The sequence below is a fragment of the Extibacter muris genome, from assembly GCF_004345005.1.
GTDB classification, from domain to species: Bacteria; Bacillota; Clostridia; order Lachnospirales; family Lachnospiraceae; genus Extibacter; species Extibacter muris.
Map to the genome: position 1 here is coordinate 1 of NZ_SMMX01000005.1, position 16,794 is coordinate 16,794.

Below are 16,794 nucleotides of genomic sequence, written 5' to 3' on the forward strand. Positions count from 1 at the left end.
AGGGCAGAGGTGGAAGTGCAGCAATGCATGGAGCTGACTGCTACTAATCGGTCGAGGGCATGACCAGATATGATGGTGGATAGGTAATGGATGCAGGTATTTCTTGTGTGCAGTTTTGAAGGTACATGTACAGGACCTCTTGCATAGTATAGGTGCAAGAGGATATAATAATATGGTGGTCCTCGATAGCTCAGCGGTAGAGCATTCGGCTGTTAACCGAAGGGTCGTTGGTTCAAACCCAACTCGGGGAGTTAAGAAAAAACCTGCAAACGATGACGTTTACAGGTTTTTATGTATAAATAATTAGTCCTCAATCAGAGTAACTTTGAAAACAACATACCCATTATCAGGACAAGCCAAATTTCCTTTTGACTTTGGGTTTTCTTCAAAATTAAAGGTAGATCCATTGTGTAGGGCGACTTGAAAAATGAAAAAAATACATGGTTTAAAGTGTTAATTATGATTACCCAATGTTTGAAGATGGCATACAACTTGTCGATATGGTATATTTGAAGAGGGAACGATAATATCCAATATATCAGGGAGGTAGAGAAAAAGTGGCATGTAGAATAAGAAAATGGGAGATGTCGGACGCCAGGGATTTAGCAGAGGCATTATCCAATACAAAAGTGCAGGATAATCTCCGGGACGGATTGCCCTACCCTTACACTGAACAGGATGGAAAAGATTTTATTTCCGATATGCTTGCCGCGGATGAAAATGAAACGTTTGCCTTTGCTGTCACGGCAGACAGCAAAGCAATAGGCAGCATCGGAGTTTTCCGGCAGCAGAACATACACAGACGGACTGCCGAGCTGGGGTATTACATAGCAGAAGGATATTGGGGCAGAGGATTAATGACCGAAGCCGTAACACAAGTCTGCCGGCACGTCTTTGAAAATAGCGACATCATCCGTATCTATGCAGAGCCTTTTGCTTATAATGCCGCATCCTGCCGGGTACTTGAAAAAGCAGGTTTCAAATACGAGGGGACGTTGCGAGATAATGCTGTAAAAAACGGCAAGGTTATCGACATGAAGATGTACTCACTACTGAAAGTAGAAAGATAAAAACTAAAAGGAGGAACGTATATGGCAAAAACAGCATGGATATTTTCATACAAGCTTAAGAAAAATGTTGGCAAGGAGCAGCTTATGGAACAGACACAAAAGCTGCACGATGAAGTCATTTCTAAAGCGAAAGGCTTTATTTCCTGGGAACATTACTTACAAGGAAACGTGTGGACGGACTTTGTTCTCTGGGAGACGGAAGAAGATGCAAATAATGCTACGACAGTTGGACAAGGAAAGAAAGTGACAGAAGATTTCTATGCATGTATCCAAATGAATACTTGCAGGGCATTGATATCACAGCTTGTCAAAAAGCATTATTATGCATATGGTTATTAAGGAATATCAGCCTGGTGACTGTAAGGAAATGACTGAACTGTTTTATAATACCGTCCATTCAGTTAATGCAAAAGATTACACAAAAAAGCAGCTAGATGTATGGGCCACAGGAAAAGCAGATTTAGAAAAGTGGAACATTTCATTTCAGGAGCATTATAGTGTAGTTGCACTTGATGAGAATATTATCACAGGCTTTGGAGATATAGATAAAACGGGCTATCTCAACCGTCTGTTCGTACATAAGGATTATCAGCGCCAGGGAATTGCTACTGCTATATGCAATCATTTAGAGCAGGCTGTCCAGGGGAATATCGTTACCCATGCTTCTATTACAGCAACTCCATTTTTTGAGAAGAGAGGTTACAGAATTATCAAAGAACAGCAGGTAGAACGGCAAGGGATCTTCTTAAAGAATTTTATTATGGAAAAGGTCAGATAAAAATGAACGGCAGGGATAATTGGTTTGACAGAATACCAATGCTAGTTGTTGGGGGAGTCTTGATGATAAGAGCCCCTCAATTTACTCAGGAAACGCTTGAATGATAAGGAACCTGAAATGGAGCAGAAAATAGTTATTGTCCTGTCTAGCTTAGAATTTATAATTTGCTTTATAGTAGCAGGGCTTGATTACCGTTTTGGCTGGACAAGTCTGCCGAACGGGCTAATCAGCGTTTTCTGTATTGTATTTCTTATATCCTATGGGATCTATGCAGAAGTGATCAGAGAAAATGCGTATCTTTCAAGGACGGTTGAAATACAGGAAAACCAACAGTAATGGTGCCTTTTCCCTTATTACTTGCAAAACGTATCCGGAACGAAGAAAAGGTACTTGAAGAAGGCTTACCGGGATATAAAGATTATGAAGATAGAGTAAAGTACAGGCTCATTCCATTTGTATGGTAAGATTGGATGACGCGTATAGATTTGAGGTGGAGGAGCAGGATGAAAGAAATTATTAACTTTATTGAGGCGAATGTAAATGGTAAGACACTGTTTACAAAGGAGTTAGTCTACGAGCTGGAACATGGTACGCTACAAGGCGTATACTCTGATCAGATATCCTTTTCCAATCTGAAATATTCTCAGAGTGGATTTCAGTTAGATATGTTTATAGTTTCTAATGAGAAGATATGGCTCATGGGAGAGAATGGACAACGAGAAAAATTACGAAAAGATTTCAGCGCCGTATCATTATTTCGCTTTGAATTGGCGGAACGAAAAAGTACGAATGATGTAACAGGCTGTTTCCGAATGATTTCAGCTTCAGGTACACATGTGGCAGCGGAGGCTGTCGTAAGCGGTATTTATGATATACGTCTTGATAAGGGTGTGCTGAAACTATCGGAAGATCAAGTATTATATCGGGACCAGCCCATACAAGGAGGGGAATACAAACCTGTTGCATTTCAATCGGAACATCGTTTTTACAGTAAAGACGGTAAACTGCACTATGAATACGATGGCAGGTGTTTTGACGTGGACACCGCGACGATGCGGCGTAAGGATAGCTCCGATACCTTTCCTCCTTTTATTTCCATCGAAAGGTAAGCCATGGGAGAAATGAATTTGAATTAATAGCAGTATCATATCGTAGGAGGTAACTTAGATGAAATATGAAGGCGTATGTATAGCAGTGAAAGACGTAAATCTCTCTAAAAAATTCTATCAGGAAATATTTGGACTTGAGGTCTTACAAGATTATGGTACGGGTTTATTGCTAAATTAGAACAACGTAACGATATCCAATACTTAGGGGATGGTGTGAGGGAAGCTGGATGGGGACAACGCTCTGTACGTTTCTACGATTTGGACGGCCATATTATCGAAGTTGGTGAAAACATGAAAATGGTTGTAAAGCGTTTCCTGGATTCCGGAATGTCAATGGAGGAGACTTCTAAACGGATGGATGTATCTATGTCCGATCTGGAGTCGATTCTTCACAGTTAATGATTTAAGGAGCCACCGCACATGGCCGGGTTATTTTCAGATATTGAAAATAACCCGGCTTTTCCATGTACCTTGTCATACATATAAAATCCTTCGTAATCTTATGGTTGACAGATTAAACTGTATATGATAAAGTTACAGTATAATCTGTAACTTAAAAATATACATATAAAGCGGAGGTATGCCATGTCAGGAAATAATTATTATGATGCTGTTGTCATTGGTTTTGGTAAAGGAGGCAAGACGATAGCGAATGCACTCGGAAATGCGGGAAGAAAAGTTGCAATGATTGAACAATCGGAAAAGATGTATGGGGGCACTTGTATCAATGTCGGATGTATTCCCACCAAATCGCTTGTTCACAGTGCCAGGGAAGCGTCAAGGGGATGCAAGACAGGCAGAGAGGCGTATGCGGAGGCCGTAAAGAAAAAGAGCGTGCTTGTCGAAAAGCTGAGGCAAAAGAACTACCAGAAGCTGGAAAGCAGCCCGAACGTGTCGGTCATCCAGGGCAAAGCAAGATTTCTCTCTCCGCACGAAGCAGAGATTGACAGTTCGGAAGGGAAACAGACCATTTATGGCGAACAGTTTTATATCAATACAGGTTCTTCACCGTTCATCCCTCCTATCAAAGGAATTAAGGCAAACCCTTATGTATATCTCAGCGAGACATTGTTAGACTTAGAGGAGCTGCCTGCACGTCTCGTCATAATCGGAGGTGGCCGGTGTTCAGACGAATGAGAGAGGCGGCATCATAACAGATGATACAAGGACGACAACCGCTCCTCATATCTTTGCGATGGGTGATGTAGTGGGAGGGCTGCAGTTTACTTATATCTCCCTGGATGATTATAGAATGGTACGCTCTAAAGTATTAGGAGATGGGAGCTATACGTTAGATAAACGGGGCGCAGTTCCGTATAGCGTGTTTATGAACCCCCCGTTTTCCAGGGTGGGAATGAGTGAAGAAGAGGCAGCCAAAGCAGGTTACAAAGTTAAGACCGCGCGGCTTGAAGCCACAGCCATACCAAAAGCCCTGGTAGTTGGGCAGCCCGACGGTCTTCTGAAGGCGGTGGTAGATGCCGGCACCGGTAAGATACTCGGGGCCCATCTCTTCTGTGAGGAATCTCATGAGCTGATCAATCTCGTCAAACTGGCTATGGATGCGGGGCTCCACTATACCACATTAAGAGATATGATATTTACACATCCGACGATGGGAGAGGCGCTGAACGACCTTTTTAACATATAGCGCATCTGCCTGAGGTAAGGATTTTCAGAATGTAAGAGACAATAGAATAGGCCTGCAGATTGGTCAGCCAATCCGCAGGCCTATTCTATTGTTTCTTATATTATATACGTACCTATATCGTGATATAATGATAAATAAGCGGGAGGTGCTTAAAAAGTGAAGACAAGAAACCTAGATATGATGATTTATGGATACCTGCTGACCCGTATCCACTATGGGTTTTATCGGGAAGAGGAGCCGCTCCCTTCTGTCCAGAGGCTCGGCAAACTTTTTAACGTATCTGCCATGGCGGCGCGCGGGGCCTACCGGCTGCTGGAAAGGGATGGCTACATATTGAATGTAAGAGGGAGGAGAACGGTTGCGGGCAATCATATTGCTGGACAGGAGAAAGCCGATCTTGATGACTTTTTTGTGAGCGAGGAACTTATGCAGGACATCTGCAGCATCTTTGACCTGTTCTTCCCGGAAGTCTTTCTATACGGACTTGATGCATGCAGTGAAAAGGAGATTCAAAAGCTCTATGGAATCCTGGACCGTCCTGCCCTCTCCTGGGACGAACCGACTCTGGATTTTTTGGCTCATGTAATCAAAGGGCTGAAGAATCCTCTTTTAATTGACTTGTATTATGATGTAGCCTTATTGACATATCCGGCATTTCTGGCGCATCTCGGAAAATCAAAAGAAGGGTGGGAAGAGGAGCACGAGAAACTGGCGCCGCTGCTATATAGACTGCTGCAAGTCAGAGAAGAGGGGGACAGAAGAATTTTATGGAATCAGATTGCCGGGCGATGTCCGGTATCCAATCCTGAAAAGGGAGCGGCCACAGAGGACCCGTACGAGTGGGGCAGGCGGCAGACCTGTCTGGTGGCAGCCGGTAAGATTTTATTCCAGATCGACAGTGGCGAATATCCTGTTGACACCTTCCTCCCCTCTGCCAGGATCCTGGCAGAACAGACATCAACGCCTATCATTACCATGCGGAGGGCTATCGCGCTGCTGAATGACCTGGGGATAGCCGAGTCCGTGAACGGTAAAGGGACCAAGGTGATATCCCCGGAGAAGGGCCGCAGGAAAGTGAAATGGCGTTCACCTGCTGTCAAGAAAAACGTCAGGCTGTACCTGTATGCGGTGCACATATTGGCAATTACGTCCCAATCACTGGCGGTCCGTGTATTTCCGCTTATGGACGTTGAGATGAGGAAGAGAATAAAACACGATATCGAGAGCCTCATAGAGAGGGAGGAACATGCAGGGACCATAAGCTATCTATGCATTAAGATGATGATAGATGAGATGGATCTGCCGTCGTTGCGGGAGATATACAATAAGCTTCTGCAATATCTTATACTGGGCCAGCCTCTATCCCGCCTGCAGCCGTATCTCAACCTGGACGGGCAGGCAAAAGAGCTGATGGCCGGACTGGAGGGCGGCGATGCCATGCTGTTTGGCGAGGCGATGAAGAGCTCCTTCTCCGTAATGTTCAGCTCTTCCAAGGCGAAGGCAGCCGCTATGGGAATCGAGGGGCTAGAAGAATTGATTCTACCTTTTAGTATAGAGGAAGAATGATAACATCTGCATATATTTACCAGAAACGGAGCATGCTATACGGGAGGTGAATAATATGCAGAACAAATCCTACTGGAAAGAGTCCGTGTCGGTTCCGGCACGCAATCCACTTGCCGGGGACATCAGTATAGATACCGTTATTATCGGGGGCGGGATGGCAGGGATCCTGACTGCCTTTCTACTGCAGAAAAAGGGGCGGGAATGTATTGTGCTTGAGGCAGGACGCATCGGATGCGGACAGACAGGCTGCACGACTGCCAAAGTGACATCGCAGCACAACCTGATATACGCAGGGCTCATAAAGACGAAGGGCGAGGCGCTGGCGAGGCAGTACGCGCAGGCCAACCAGGCGGCTGTAAGAGAATATGAGTCAGTGATACGACGGCTGAAGATTGAATGTGACTGGAAGGAATGCCCGGCATATCTGTATGCGGACAGGAAAAAGACAGAACTCCACAATGAATATATGGCGGCGCTTCGTCTCGGGATTCCGGCAAAATGGACGGAGGATACGGAACTACCGTTTCGGATCGAAGGGGCCCTTCGTTTTGATGCACAGGGACAGTTCCACCCGATGAAGTTTTTAAAAGCTCTGTCTGAGGAAATTACGGTATGTGAGAATACGAAAGTATTAAAGGTGACAGATAACGGCGTGGAAACAGATAAAGGCAATGTGCAGGCTGCAAATATCGTATTTGCCAGCCACTATCCGTTCGTAAACATGCCAGGCTATTATTTTATGAGAATGCATCAGGAGAGAAGCTACGTGCTGGCAGTGAAAGGGGCGTCCCCGTTAAATGGAGTCTATCTGGGGGTTGATGATGACAGCCTTTCCCTGCGGACAGCCGGAGAGCTCCTCCTTATCGGAGGGGGAGCGCACCGGACAGGAGATAACGCGTACGGCGGCCAGTACAAGAAGCTGGAGGGGGCGGCCGCCCGCTGGTGGCCGGGCAGCAAAGAGGCGTTCCGGTGGTCGGCGCAGGACTGCATGACGCTGGACGGAGTCCCCTATATCGGCCGGTTCAGCGCCAGGAAGCAGAACTGGTATGTAGCAACGGGGTTTCAAAAATGGGGCATGACTTCTTCGATGGTGTCTGCTATGATACTATCCGACCAGATATGCGGTGAGAAGAATCCTTATGAAGAAGTCTTTTCCCCACAGCGCCATATCGGGCGGAGCGCGGCCGGCAGCCTTATCAAGGAAAGCGGCCACACGGCGGCGACATTGGCAAAGCCGTCCAAGCTTCCGGAGGAAAGGAAGGAGAACGTACGGACTAGCCGCTGTTCCCATCTCGGATGCCATCTGTCATGGAATCCCGATGAGAAGACGTATGAGTGTCCGTGTCACGGCTCCCGGTTTGATTGTAAAGGAAGGGTGACGGATGGTCCGGCACAGAAAGACATAAGCGTGGGAGGTGAGAGCTGATGGAAAAGTTTCCTTATTTTGAAGGCTGGTACCTGAAGCATCAGGCTGACGGTAAAATGATCGCATTTATCCCCGCGGTCCATGCAGGAATAACAGGGGAGTGGGAGGCTTCTGTACAGGTCATTACGGGGGAAGGTTCCTGGTGCGTCTCCTACCCGGTATCCGAGTGCAGGATTGATAAGAAGAACTTCAGAATCAAAATGGGCGATAACCTATTCTCAAAAAAGGGCATCCGGGTTAATATAAAGAGTAAGGAACTGACAATCCAGGGCCATGTCAGCTACGGGCCGTTCACGAGACTGAAAAAAGATATCATGGGTCCGTTCCGGCTGCTCCCGTTTCTGGAGTGCAACCATGGCGTCGTGAGCATGAGGCACCGGGCAGAAGGGACTCTGACGATAAACGGAACTGCGATAGAGATGAAAAACGGCCTGGGGTATATTGAAACTGACTGGGGGCATTCCTTTCCGAAAGAATATGTGTGGACACAGTGTCTGCTTACCGGGAAGCAGGAGGGCAGCATCATGCTCTCGGCCGCTGATGTGCCCCTCTGGGGAAGGAGTTTTTTTGGCACGATCAGCGCGGCATATATTGGCGGGCATATGTACCGCATGGCTACGTACCTCGGAGCCAGGATCACACACTATAGTGAAAGCGAAGTGCTTGTGAGGCAAGGGAAGATGCACCTTAAAGTTACGAAGCTCGGGGAGAGGTCTTTCGGGCTGTATGCCCCGCAGAAAGGCAGCATGTGCAGGATAATACGGGAAAGTCCGGTATGCAGGGTACGTTACCAGATGTGGAACGGACAAGAAAGCATATTGGATATTACAGATAACTGTGCATCCTTTGAATCTGTAAGAGCACAGCGGACATAATCTTTGCCGCTGTGCTTTTCTTCTTGTTAAATTTATGGCATAATAGAGGTGCAATATCTTTGATTATCAAAATATCAGAAAACAAGATGGAGGAGAGGTTATGAAGAAGAAACGGAAAAATGTCTGGCTCCTGGGACTTGTGCTGCTCGCGGCCGCCCTGATGGCCGGAGGGTGCGGCAAAAAGGCGACGCCGGAGAATCTGCTGACAGATATGGACAAGAACAGCAAAGAAGTTAAATCAGTATCAAGCAACATGAAGCTGGCTGCTGAGCTGGGAGATGATACAGATACCCTGGCATCAATCTCGACGTGGATGGAATGAAGGACGCTAAGATTCCGTGTGTCATCGACATCTACCAGGACAGTATCCTGCCGGCCAGGATCTATATAGATATGAAGGATGTCCTTGCCAAATTGATGGGGGATGAGCACGAAGGACTTGAAGTGGACGAATACTATGTGGAGCTCACTTACAACGAATATGACAAAGCAGATGAAATCAAAGTACCGAAAAAGCAAAAGAGGCTGCGGATGCCGGGGGCGGCCTTGACTGGGATGCCGGTGACGATGATACAGACAAGGCAAAGACGGCTCCGGCCAGGCAGAGCAAAGAATTAGGTGACAAATGGGACAGCTACACGGTCCAGATCGGAGAGAAGGTCGTAACGCTGCCCTGCAGCATATCTGACCTTGAGGCGGCATAGCTGTTGGAACCGCTAAAGATGACGTGCTGGCGATGTACGGGGAGACAGAGGATACATATGAAGGCGATTCGCTGCATATGTTTACATGGTCAGACGAAAGCAGCTATTTCAGCCAGTGTGAGATTGACATAGACCCTGAGACGAATAACGTGTGCCAGAAGTCTATGACAAAATACGAATAGGCATAACAGTTCAAAGGCAGCCGGTACTGACTCCGGCTGCCTTCTGCACGTCAGCCCTCCTTGTTTTTACACATATCTTCCACTGGTAATCGTGCCGGAATATTGTTAGACTTAATAGCAGGAGCAGGAAAAGTGGACGGACATGAGAGGTACATATGGAACATAACAGAAAAGACGGTATGAGACAGAAAGACGGGAACATGGGAAGGATGACAGCCGGGTGCATATGCTTTGCAGCGGGCCTGCTTCTGCTATATATGGCGAAAAAGGTTACAGGTATGGCGGACTGGTATTCCCGGCATATTTACAGCAGGCTGGAAGGGGTACTGGGACGGATATCCGGGCTGTTCCCTTTTTCACTCGCTGAGATCGGGCTGTATGTGCTGGCTTTGACACTGGCATTGTGGGCAGCACGCACGGTGCTCAAGATTCTGAGGAGGCAGGACGGCCGGGCCGCGGCGGCAAAGCTGCTGACGGGGTATTTTCTGGCAGCAGGAATACTGTTTCTGGTCTATGCATTGAACTGCGGGGTGAATTATGAGCGGACATCTTTTTCAGACAGCGCAGGACTGCAGACGAGAGAATATACGGTGGCAGAGCTGAAGGAAGTGTGTATCTGGCTCACGGACGAGGTCAACGCAGCCAGCGGTTTGGCCCGGCGCAACGAGGATGGGGTCATGGCGCTTGACAAGAATGAAACTAAGGGAGCGGTTGAGGCAATGGAGGCGCTGGGACGGACATACCCGGAATTGTCGGGATATTATCCGGTTCCGAAAGGCCTTCTCAACTCGTGGATATTATCCGTACAGAGCTTGACCGGCATCTATTCTCCGTTTACAATAGAGGCTAATTACAACAGTGCGATGACAGATTATAATATACCGTTTACGGCCTGCCACGAGCTTTCTCATCTGAAAGGCTTTATGCAGGAGCAGGAGGCCAATTTTATCGCCTGGCTCGCCTGTACCAGCTCAGAAAGAAGAGATTTCCAATACAGCGGGAAGCTCATGGGATGGATCTACTGTATGAATCTGCTGCACAAGGAAGATTACGAGGCTTATCAGGAAGTGCGCGCCAGACTGTCTGCCGAGGTTGAACCTGATCTGCAGGCGAATCATGACTACTGGGAGAAGTACGACGGAAGGATCGCGGAGGTGGCTAACCAGGTAAACGATACATATCTGAAGGCGAACGGACAGGAAGAAGGTGTGGAAAGCTACGACAGAATGGTAGATTTGATAGTTGCATATTATTTTGCCCGTACAGATTGAGGGCAGCCATGGAGGTGAACAGGCATATGGACACAGGATCAAGGCTTACGGTCCGGGCGTATCACGTAGAGGATGTCTCCTATGGTGGGGAGAACCGGATTACGGTGGACGGCAAGATGACAATATGCAGGGATCCTCTTGTAGAGATCTTGTCGGAAGATCAAGATGTGAACCTGAGAGGGATAGTGATTGTCGGCTCCCCGGATAAGGATGAGGACAAGTATCTGTCCGCGGAGCGGGTGGGGGCATCCCTTGAATGCATGCGCGTGGACGGAGCGGTATTCTCCTGCAACGGACTGGGGAATAACCATGTAGACTACGCACATTCTATTGAAGCGGCAGAAAAGAGAGGCATTCCTGTCGTGGCGTTAAGCCTCTGCCCGGCGGAGGACTTCGTCGTTCAGAACCAATACATGGACGGCGTCCTCTGCTATTACAAGACTTTGGATGAAGGCCGGCAGGCCGGAGACGAGACGACCGTACTGGCGCAGAATACGGTGATGGGGACGGACGCCAGGAAAGCGCTGGCAATGTTGAAGCTGAAAATGAGAAAAAAGGAAAAGGAAGGGTAGGGCGGGGCATGCCCTTACAGGTGGCAATTATGGAAGATTCAAAGAAGCTGTCCTGCATCGACTGTGCAGTGACGAATTGTAATGACGGTGATAAGGGGTTCCCTGCTTTCTGCCTGACGACGCATATGGATGAGAAAGTGCTTGCACAGGCCCTTGCCTGTTATGAGGAAGAAGATAACAAGAAAGCCATGGTTGCGGCGGCAGAAGTAGAATATGAGCATTACTGCCAGTATACCAGAGTGGAAGAGATCATGGACTTCGCCCGTAGGATAGGAGCACATAAGATAGGGATAGCTACCTGTGTCGGCCTGATCAGAGAGAGCAGGACGCTCGCTAAGATATTGAGGAAACATGGATTTGAAGTCTATGGTGTAGGCTGCAAGGTTGGAACGGTGCCAAAGGTGGATGTGGGCATACCGAAGGAATGTGAAGGAGTGGGCAAGACGATGTGCAATCCGATACTGCAGGCAAAGCTGCTGAATGAGGAACAGACAGACCTGAACGTAGTGGTAGGCCTCTGCGTCGGGCATGACAGCCTGTTTTATAAATATTCCGATGCACTTGTCACTACTGCCGTGACAAAGGACAGGGTGCTCGGACATAATCCGGCGGCGGCCCTGTACAATGCAGAGAGCTATTATAAAGGCAAATTCGGGCTGTAGGCATATAGTGCATTGGCATATAGAGATAACAAGATGGCGGGAAGGGGCATAGCTCGTTGGACAGAGGCGCACCGAAGCTGCACATCCTTTCCTGCCATCCTGCCTTGCCTCCCCTTAATCCAACTTGATTTTGGCCAGAGCATCGGCAAATGGATTGTTGAGAGGCTCCTTATTTTTGTTCTGTTCTTTCATATAGCGCTGGACGTCTTTTTTGGATACGCCCGCGCCTTCTTTTTCTCTTCGCTTTTTGAAAGCGGAGAGCTTTTCTTTATAGCCGCAGGAGCAGACGAAAGTTTCCTCCTCATTCCTTTTGACAAGTTCCATCTTTTTATGGCATACCGGGCAGCGTGCATTGCTTGTGCGGGCTATCGTTTCCCGGTAGCCGCACTCTCTGTCCTGACATATGAGCAGACGGGAGTTTTTGCCGTTCACGGCAAGCATCCGTTTGCCGCAGCGGGGGCATTTGGTATTAGTCACATTTTCGTGGCGGAAGGTACCGTCCCCGTGCCGGATCTCTTCGATGAGCTCCTTCGTGTAATCCTGGATTCCCTGGATGAATTCGGTATGCTTATGGCCCCCCTTAGCGATGCCTGCCAGTTCCATCTCCCAGCTTGCGGTGAGCTCTGGCCTTTTTAAGTCTCCGGGGACTAGTTCCAGGAGCTGCCTGCCCTTGGAAGTGATGAGTATCTCCTTGCCTTTCTTCTCTATATAGAAAGAATGGAACAGCTTTTCTATGATATCCGCACGGGTGGCCACCGTACCAAGCCCGCCGGTCTCCCCGAGCGTCTTGCGTGCTTCCGCGTCTGTGGACTCCATGTATCGGGCGGGATTCTCCATAGCAGAGAGGAGGGTGGCTTCGGTAAACCGGGCCGGCGGCTTTGTCTTGCCTGTGGTGTTGCGGATACCGGATACGGTGAGGGCCTCTCCCTCCGTGAGCTCCGGCAGGGCCTGGTCCGCGGGTCCGGGCTCGGAAGCGGTATCATCGGCTTCGTCGTCCCATCTGTCTTCGTAGACGGCTTTCCATCCCACAGAGCGTACCACTTTGCCCTTTGCCAGAAATACCTGGCCTCCGGCAGCAGCCTTCATGGTCGTCTGCTCGTACTCTAAGGGAGGGTAGAGCACGCTCAGGAAACGGCGCACGACGAGATCGTATATCTTGCGTTCTTCATTGGACATATGGTCGAGCTGTACATATTCCTCTGTCGGAATGATTGCATGGTGGTCGCTTATCTTCTTATCGTCCACAAAAGACTTGTTTACCTGGAGCGGCCTGTTTATCAGACTCCCCGCGATTCTCTTATATGGCCCCGTGGAACATGCCTTGAGCCGCTCTTTGATTGTGGGGACGATATCGGTGCCGATATAGCGCGAATCCGTCCTTGGATACGTGAGCACCTTATGGTTCTCATACAGGCGCTGCATGATGTTCAGCGTCTCTTTGGCGGAGTAGCCGAAGCGTCTGTTGGCGTCCCTCTGGAGTTCGGTCAGATCATACAGCCCAGGAGAAAGTGTTCTTTTGGATGCTTTTTTGATCTCTTCAACCTTCATGGAGGCATCCTTCAGTCCGGCAGAGATGTCCTTGATATAGCTTTCGTTGAAGCTGCGGCAGCTTCCGCTTTTCTTATCCTGCCAGGTCCATCTCACGTTGCCTGCCGTACATTCCAGCCCATAGTAGTCCTTTGGCCGGAATTGCCGGATTTCCTCTTCACGTCGTGCGATGATGGCGAGGGTAGGGGTCTGGACACGTCCGCATGACAGCTGGGCGTTATATTTACATGTCAGCGCCCGTGTCGCGTTGATGCCCACAAGCCAGTCAGCCTCCGCCCTGCTTTTAGCGGCGAGGTAAAGGGGCGTATAGTTCCTGCCGTCCTTCAGGTCTGCAAATCCCTCCCGGATCGCTTTGTCGGTGACAGAAGATATCCAGAGGCGCTGTATCGGCTTATGGCAGCCGGCTTTTTCTAGGATCCACCGGGCCACAAGCTCACCTTCCCGTCCTGCGTCGGTGGCAATGATGATATCTGCGACATCCTTGCGGAAGAGCTGCGTTTTGACGGACCGATATTGCCTCGATGTCTGCTTGATAACGACGAGTTCCCACCTTCCCGGAATCATGGGGAGGTCCGACATGTTCCATTCTTTGTACTTCTTGTCATAGCCTTCCGGGTCAGCCAGGGTCACTAGATGTCCGAGCGCCCATGTCACGATATATTTATCACCTTCGATAGCGCCTGGAATCTGTTTCCTGCAGTGGAGCACCCGGGCGATATCCCGCGCTACGGAAGGCTTTTCTGCTAATACTAAGGATTTCATAAGCAGTCTCCTTTCAAAATATCTCTTACCAACATAACGAATCGGAGGATGTTTGTCAACCGCGGCGGTTTCGGATATATGGGATGCTGCAGAAGAAAAGAGCGGTTTTTGCAGAAAACTGTTGCAAAACCTGATAATTTATGGTAAAATAGATTTCGGTCACGCTTAAGGAAAGCGTGGTATGGCCCCGTGGTCAAGCGGTTAAGACATCGCCCTTTCACGGCGGTAACACGGGTTCGATTCCCGTCGGGGTCATCCATAAAGTCCGCTGGATTCTTTTCTGAAGGAATCCAGCGGTTTTTTTTACGCAGGAAGCATATTTAGCTGTTCAGGCCGTTTGATGGATGATAGAATATTGTCAGATATATGGACATACACGAAAGATAACGACGTTGGGAAGGGGGGGCATATGGTTCTGGACATCTTTATGAATCTGATGCTGAATATCGGACTGTTGGCATTGATTGCCCAGGGGCTGACGAAATCTGACAGGATGAAGCGGATATTTTTCCGGTATGCGGGGAAGACCGGCGAATGGAAGGACAAGATATTGCTGTCGCTCCTGTTCGGTGGAATCAGCATACTTTCCACTTACACCGGAATCAGTGTACAGGGAGCCATCGTAAATACGCGGGTAATCGGAGTGATGGCCGGGGGAATCCTAGGCGGTCCGGTGGTAGGCATAGGAGCGGCTCTCATCGCGGGGGCCCATAGATATCTCTGTGATATCGGAGGATTGACGGCGGCGGCCTGCGCGGTGTCTACTATCGTAGAAGGGCTTCTCGGCGCGGCTTTTTCCGGATATGTGAGGAAGCATAAATGGCGGCACGGGGATCTGTTTATTATCACTACAGTGGCTGAAATCCTGCAGATGGTCCTGATTCTTCTGATTGCCAGGCCATATGAGTCTGCATGGGCGCTCGTGAAGGTGATAGGGCTTCCTATGATCGTCTTCAATTCCTTTGGCCTTGTCATCTTCATCCACATCTTCAATTCTATCCTTATCCAGCAGGATAAGAAGTCTGCGGACAGCGTGCGCAAGGTGCTCGGCATTACAGACCAGTGCCTGCCCTACCTTAGGAAAGGTCTGTATAATATAGACAGCCTGAACAAGGCTGCGGAGGTAATCGTGGATTATACCGGTGAAGACGGGGTGATATTTACCGACTGGAATGATATTCTGTGCACCCATGCGCTTCACCCTAACCTGGATTTGAAGAAGCTTGATAAGGTTCCCCGTATTATCATGGAGGCGATGGAGACTGTCCGAATTGCAGAAGCAGAAAGAGCTGCGCCAGAAGGCAGAGTTTGAGGCTCTGCAGTCCCAGATAAATCCGCATTTTCTCTTTAATTCCCTCAGCATCATAACGGCGCTTTGCCGGGAACGGCCGGAGGATGCACGGGAGCTGCTCGTAGTTCTGGGTGATTACTTCCGCAATACGCTGCAGACGAAGTCCTATATGATAGACATCCAGGAGGAGCTGAACCATGTCAGGGCATATCTGCGGCTTGAAAAGGCCCGTTTTGAAGAACGGCTTTCTGTTGAGATAGATGTCCCGGAGGAACTTCATATCGAAGTGCCTCAGTTTATCCTTCAGCCTCTGGTGGAAAATGCCGTGAAGCATGGAGCCATGAAGCGGGAGAGGGGAAGCGTGCATATCAGCGTGTCGGCTATCGAGCGGGGCGTGCGGGTAGTTGTCGAGGATAACGGGAAAGGGATGCCCGGTGAGGTCATGGGCGCACTTGCGGAAGACAAGATGCCCCATGAGAAGGTCGGATTAGCCAATGTACATAAAAGGCTGAAAAGCATCTATGGGGCTGCAGGGGGACTTCACATACAAAGTTCCGTGGAAGGTACGGCAGTCAGTTTCCTTATACCAAAAGGAGGGAGACACGGATGAAGATAATGATTATTGAAGATGAGAGGCTTACAAGAGGCGAGCTCATATACCTGATTCGCCAGAGCCTTGAGAAAAGGGGGATGGAGGCAGAGATTCTGGAGGCTGCAAGCGGTAAGGCGGCTGTCGAAGTCCTGGCGGAAGAGGAGCCGGATCTCATTTTTCTGGATATCCATCTCGGGGACATCGAGGGGACGGTGCTGGCATCCATGATACGAAGAAGCCATCCTTGTGCACAGATTGTATTTGCCACTGCGTATAACGATTATGCGGAGAAGGCGTTCGATGTAGAGGCGCTCAACTACATATTGAAGCCATATGACAAGGCGAGGGTGGACCAGACGCTGGAGCGCTTCTTTGCGCTGGATGATAGGGCGACAGGGCAGGGACAGCCGCTTACGAGGATCTCTATCCCTACAGAGAAGAAGCTTGTGGTCGTAAACGTAGAAGAGCTTTTTGATTAATCTGAAATACGTTGTGGAAGTCTATCCGTGGATCAATAACTGCAGCTGTGTCAAGCTTCTCGGCTATGAAAAGGAAGTGCTGACCGTGAGCCGGGGGCTGCTGAAGCAGCTCAAAGAACTGCTCGATGCGTGAATGGCGGCGGAAATGATGGCATCATGCACATGAAAAACAACATTTTACACAGATATATATACATGATAGACAAAAAAGCACCAATCCTGAATCTGTATATGTTAGAATCCTTTCAAACAAAGGAGG

The 16,794-nt window shown here is 48.8% G+C and carries 18 protein-coding genes, 2 tRNA genes and 2 pseudogenes; 21 read left to right on the forward strand and 1 reads right to left on the reverse strand.

Going from position 1 to position 16,794, the window contains the following annotated elements:
- Window positions 1-179: 179 nt before the first annotated feature.
- The 16 genes and pseudogenes from E1963_RS07080 to E1963_RS07150 all read left to right on the forward strand — a co-directional run bounded on the left by E1963_RS07080 (window position 180) and on the right by E1963_RS07150 (window position 11,863).
- Window positions 180-251: transfer RNA gene (locus tag E1963_RS07080), tRNA-Asn, on the forward strand.
- Window positions 252-557: 306 nt separating this feature from the next.
- On the forward strand, window positions 558-1,070 hold the full coding sequence (locus E1963_RS07090) for a GNAT family N-acetyltransferase (protein ID WP_132276674.1): 513 nt from the start codon (window positions 558-560) through the stop codon (window positions 1,068-1,070).
- A 21-nt stretch (window positions 1,071-1,091) separates the two neighbouring features.
- On the forward strand, window positions 1,092-1,409 hold the full coding sequence (locus E1963_RS07095) for a hypothetical protein (protein ID WP_132276676.1): 318 nt from the start codon (window positions 1,092-1,094) through the stop codon (window positions 1,407-1,409).
- Complete coding sequence (locus E1963_RS07100; protein ID WP_132276678.1) at window positions 1,399-1,848, forward strand: GNAT family N-acetyltransferase; 450 nt, start codon at window positions 1,399-1,401, stop codon at window positions 1,846-1,848. The genes E1963_RS07095 and E1963_RS07100 overlap by 11 nt, the downstream gene beginning before the upstream one ends.
- Window positions 1,849-2,351: 503 nt before the next feature.
- The gene (locus E1963_RS07105) at window positions 2,352-2,957 is read left to right on the forward strand and encodes a hypothetical protein (protein ID WP_132276680.1); all 606 of its coding nucleotides are present in this window, start codon (window positions 2,352-2,354) and stop codon (window positions 2,955-2,957) included.
- 58 nt (window positions 2,958-3,015) lie between these two features.
- Window positions 3,016-3,356 (forward strand): annotated as a pseudogene (locus E1963_RS22575) (VOC family protein).
- A 186-nt stretch (window positions 3,357-3,542) separates the two neighbouring features.
- Window positions 3,543-4,605: pseudogene (locus tag E1963_RS22580) on the forward strand (FAD-dependent oxidoreductase).
- A 156-nt stretch (window positions 4,606-4,761) separates the two neighbouring features.
- Window positions 4,762-6,171: a GntR family transcriptional regulator gene (locus tag E1963_RS07120; protein WP_132276682.1), complete on the forward strand. Its 1,410-nt coding sequence runs from the start codon at window positions 4,762-4,764 to the stop codon at window positions 6,169-6,171.
- Between the two features lie 55 nt (window positions 6,172-6,226).
- Window positions 6,227-7,597 (forward strand): FAD-dependent oxidoreductase, encoded by a 1,371-nt coding sequence (locus tag E1963_RS07125; RefSeq protein WP_132276684.1) that lies wholly within the window; start codon window positions 6,227-6,229, stop codon window positions 7,595-7,597.
- Window positions 7,597-8,472 carry a tocopherol cyclase family protein gene (locus E1963_RS07130; protein ID WP_132276686.1) on the forward strand — a complete coding sequence of 292 codons (876 nt, stop codon included), beginning with the start codon at window positions 7,597-7,599 and terminating at the stop codon, window positions 8,470-8,472. The genes E1963_RS07125 and E1963_RS07130 overlap by 1 nt, the downstream gene beginning before the upstream one ends.
- A gap of 100 nt (window positions 8,473-8,572) precedes the next feature.
- Entirely contained in the window at window positions 8,573-8,794 is a 222-nt protein-coding gene (locus E1963_RS20535; RefSeq protein ID WP_243117622.1) for a hypothetical protein, read from the forward strand.
- Window positions 8,782-9,090 (forward strand): hypothetical protein, encoded by a 309-nt coding sequence (locus tag E1963_RS20540; protein WP_243117623.1) that lies wholly within the window; start codon window positions 8,782-8,784, stop codon window positions 9,088-9,090. Before E1963_RS20535 ends, E1963_RS20540 begins: the two co-directional genes overlap by 13 nt.
- A gap of 109 nt (window positions 9,091-9,199) precedes the next feature.
- Window positions 9,200-9,358 (forward strand): hypothetical protein, encoded by a 159-nt coding sequence (locus E1963_RS20545; RefSeq protein ID WP_243117624.1) that lies wholly within the window; start codon window positions 9,200-9,202, stop codon window positions 9,356-9,358.
- Between the two features lie 155 nt (window positions 9,359-9,513).
- Window positions 9,514-10,629 carry a DUF3810 domain-containing protein gene (locus tag E1963_RS07140; protein ID WP_132276688.1) on the forward strand — a complete coding sequence of 372 codons (1,116 nt, stop codon included), beginning with the start codon at window positions 9,514-9,516 and terminating at the stop codon, window positions 10,627-10,629.
- 26 nt (window positions 10,630-10,655) lie between these two features.
- The gene (locus E1963_RS07145) at window positions 10,656-11,201 is read left to right on the forward strand and encodes a glycine/sarcosine/betaine reductase component B subunit (protein ID WP_243117625.1); all 546 of its coding nucleotides are present in this window, start codon (window positions 10,656-10,658) and stop codon (window positions 11,199-11,201) included.
- A gap of 29 nt (window positions 11,202-11,230) precedes the next feature.
- Window positions 11,231-11,863 (forward strand): DUF1847 domain-containing protein, encoded by a 633-nt coding sequence (locus E1963_RS07150; RefSeq protein ID WP_201272007.1) that lies wholly within the window; start codon window positions 11,231-11,233, stop codon window positions 11,861-11,863.
- A gap of 114 nt (window positions 11,864-11,977) precedes the next feature.
- On the opposite strand, the gene E1963_RS07155 is transcribed toward E1963_RS07150, so the two are convergent.
- Window positions 11,978-14,173, reverse strand: a complete 2,196-nt coding sequence (locus E1963_RS07155; RefSeq protein ID WP_132276692.1) for a DNA topoisomerase III — start codon at window positions 14,171-14,173, stop codon at window positions 11,978-11,980.
- A gap of 183 nt (window positions 14,174-14,356) precedes the next feature.
- On the opposite strand from E1963_RS07155, the gene E1963_RS07160 reads away from it, so the two are divergent.
- The 5 genes from E1963_RS07160 (at window position 14,357) to E1963_RS07180 (ending at window position 16,668) form a co-directional block, all read left to right on the forward strand.
- Window positions 14,357-14,428 (forward strand) — tRNA-Glu (locus tag E1963_RS07160).
- Between the two features lie 85 nt (window positions 14,429-14,513).
- Window positions 14,514-15,485: a LytS/YhcK type 5TM receptor domain-containing protein gene (locus tag E1963_RS07165; RefSeq protein WP_132276694.1), complete on the forward strand. Its 972-nt coding sequence runs from the start codon at window positions 14,514-14,516 to the stop codon at window positions 15,483-15,485.
- A complete protein-coding gene (locus E1963_RS07170; RefSeq protein ID WP_167482139.1) occupies window positions 15,445-16,074 on the forward strand; it encodes a sensor histidine kinase in 630 nt (209 codons plus the stop codon). The genes E1963_RS07165 and E1963_RS07170 overlap by 41 nt, the downstream gene beginning before the upstream one ends.
- Window positions 16,071-16,535 (forward strand): LytR/AlgR family response regulator transcription factor, encoded by a 465-nt coding sequence (locus E1963_RS07175; protein ID WP_132276698.1) that lies wholly within the window; start codon window positions 16,071-16,073, stop codon window positions 16,533-16,535. The genes E1963_RS07170 and E1963_RS07175 overlap by 4 nt, the downstream gene beginning before the upstream one ends.
- On the forward strand, window positions 16,528-16,668 hold the full coding sequence (locus E1963_RS07180; RefSeq protein ID WP_132276700.1) for a LytTR family DNA-binding domain-containing protein: 141 nt from the start codon (window positions 16,528-16,530) through the stop codon (window positions 16,666-16,668). The genes E1963_RS07175 and E1963_RS07180 overlap by 8 nt, the downstream gene beginning before the upstream one ends.
- Window positions 16,669-16,794: the final 126 nt, after the last annotated feature.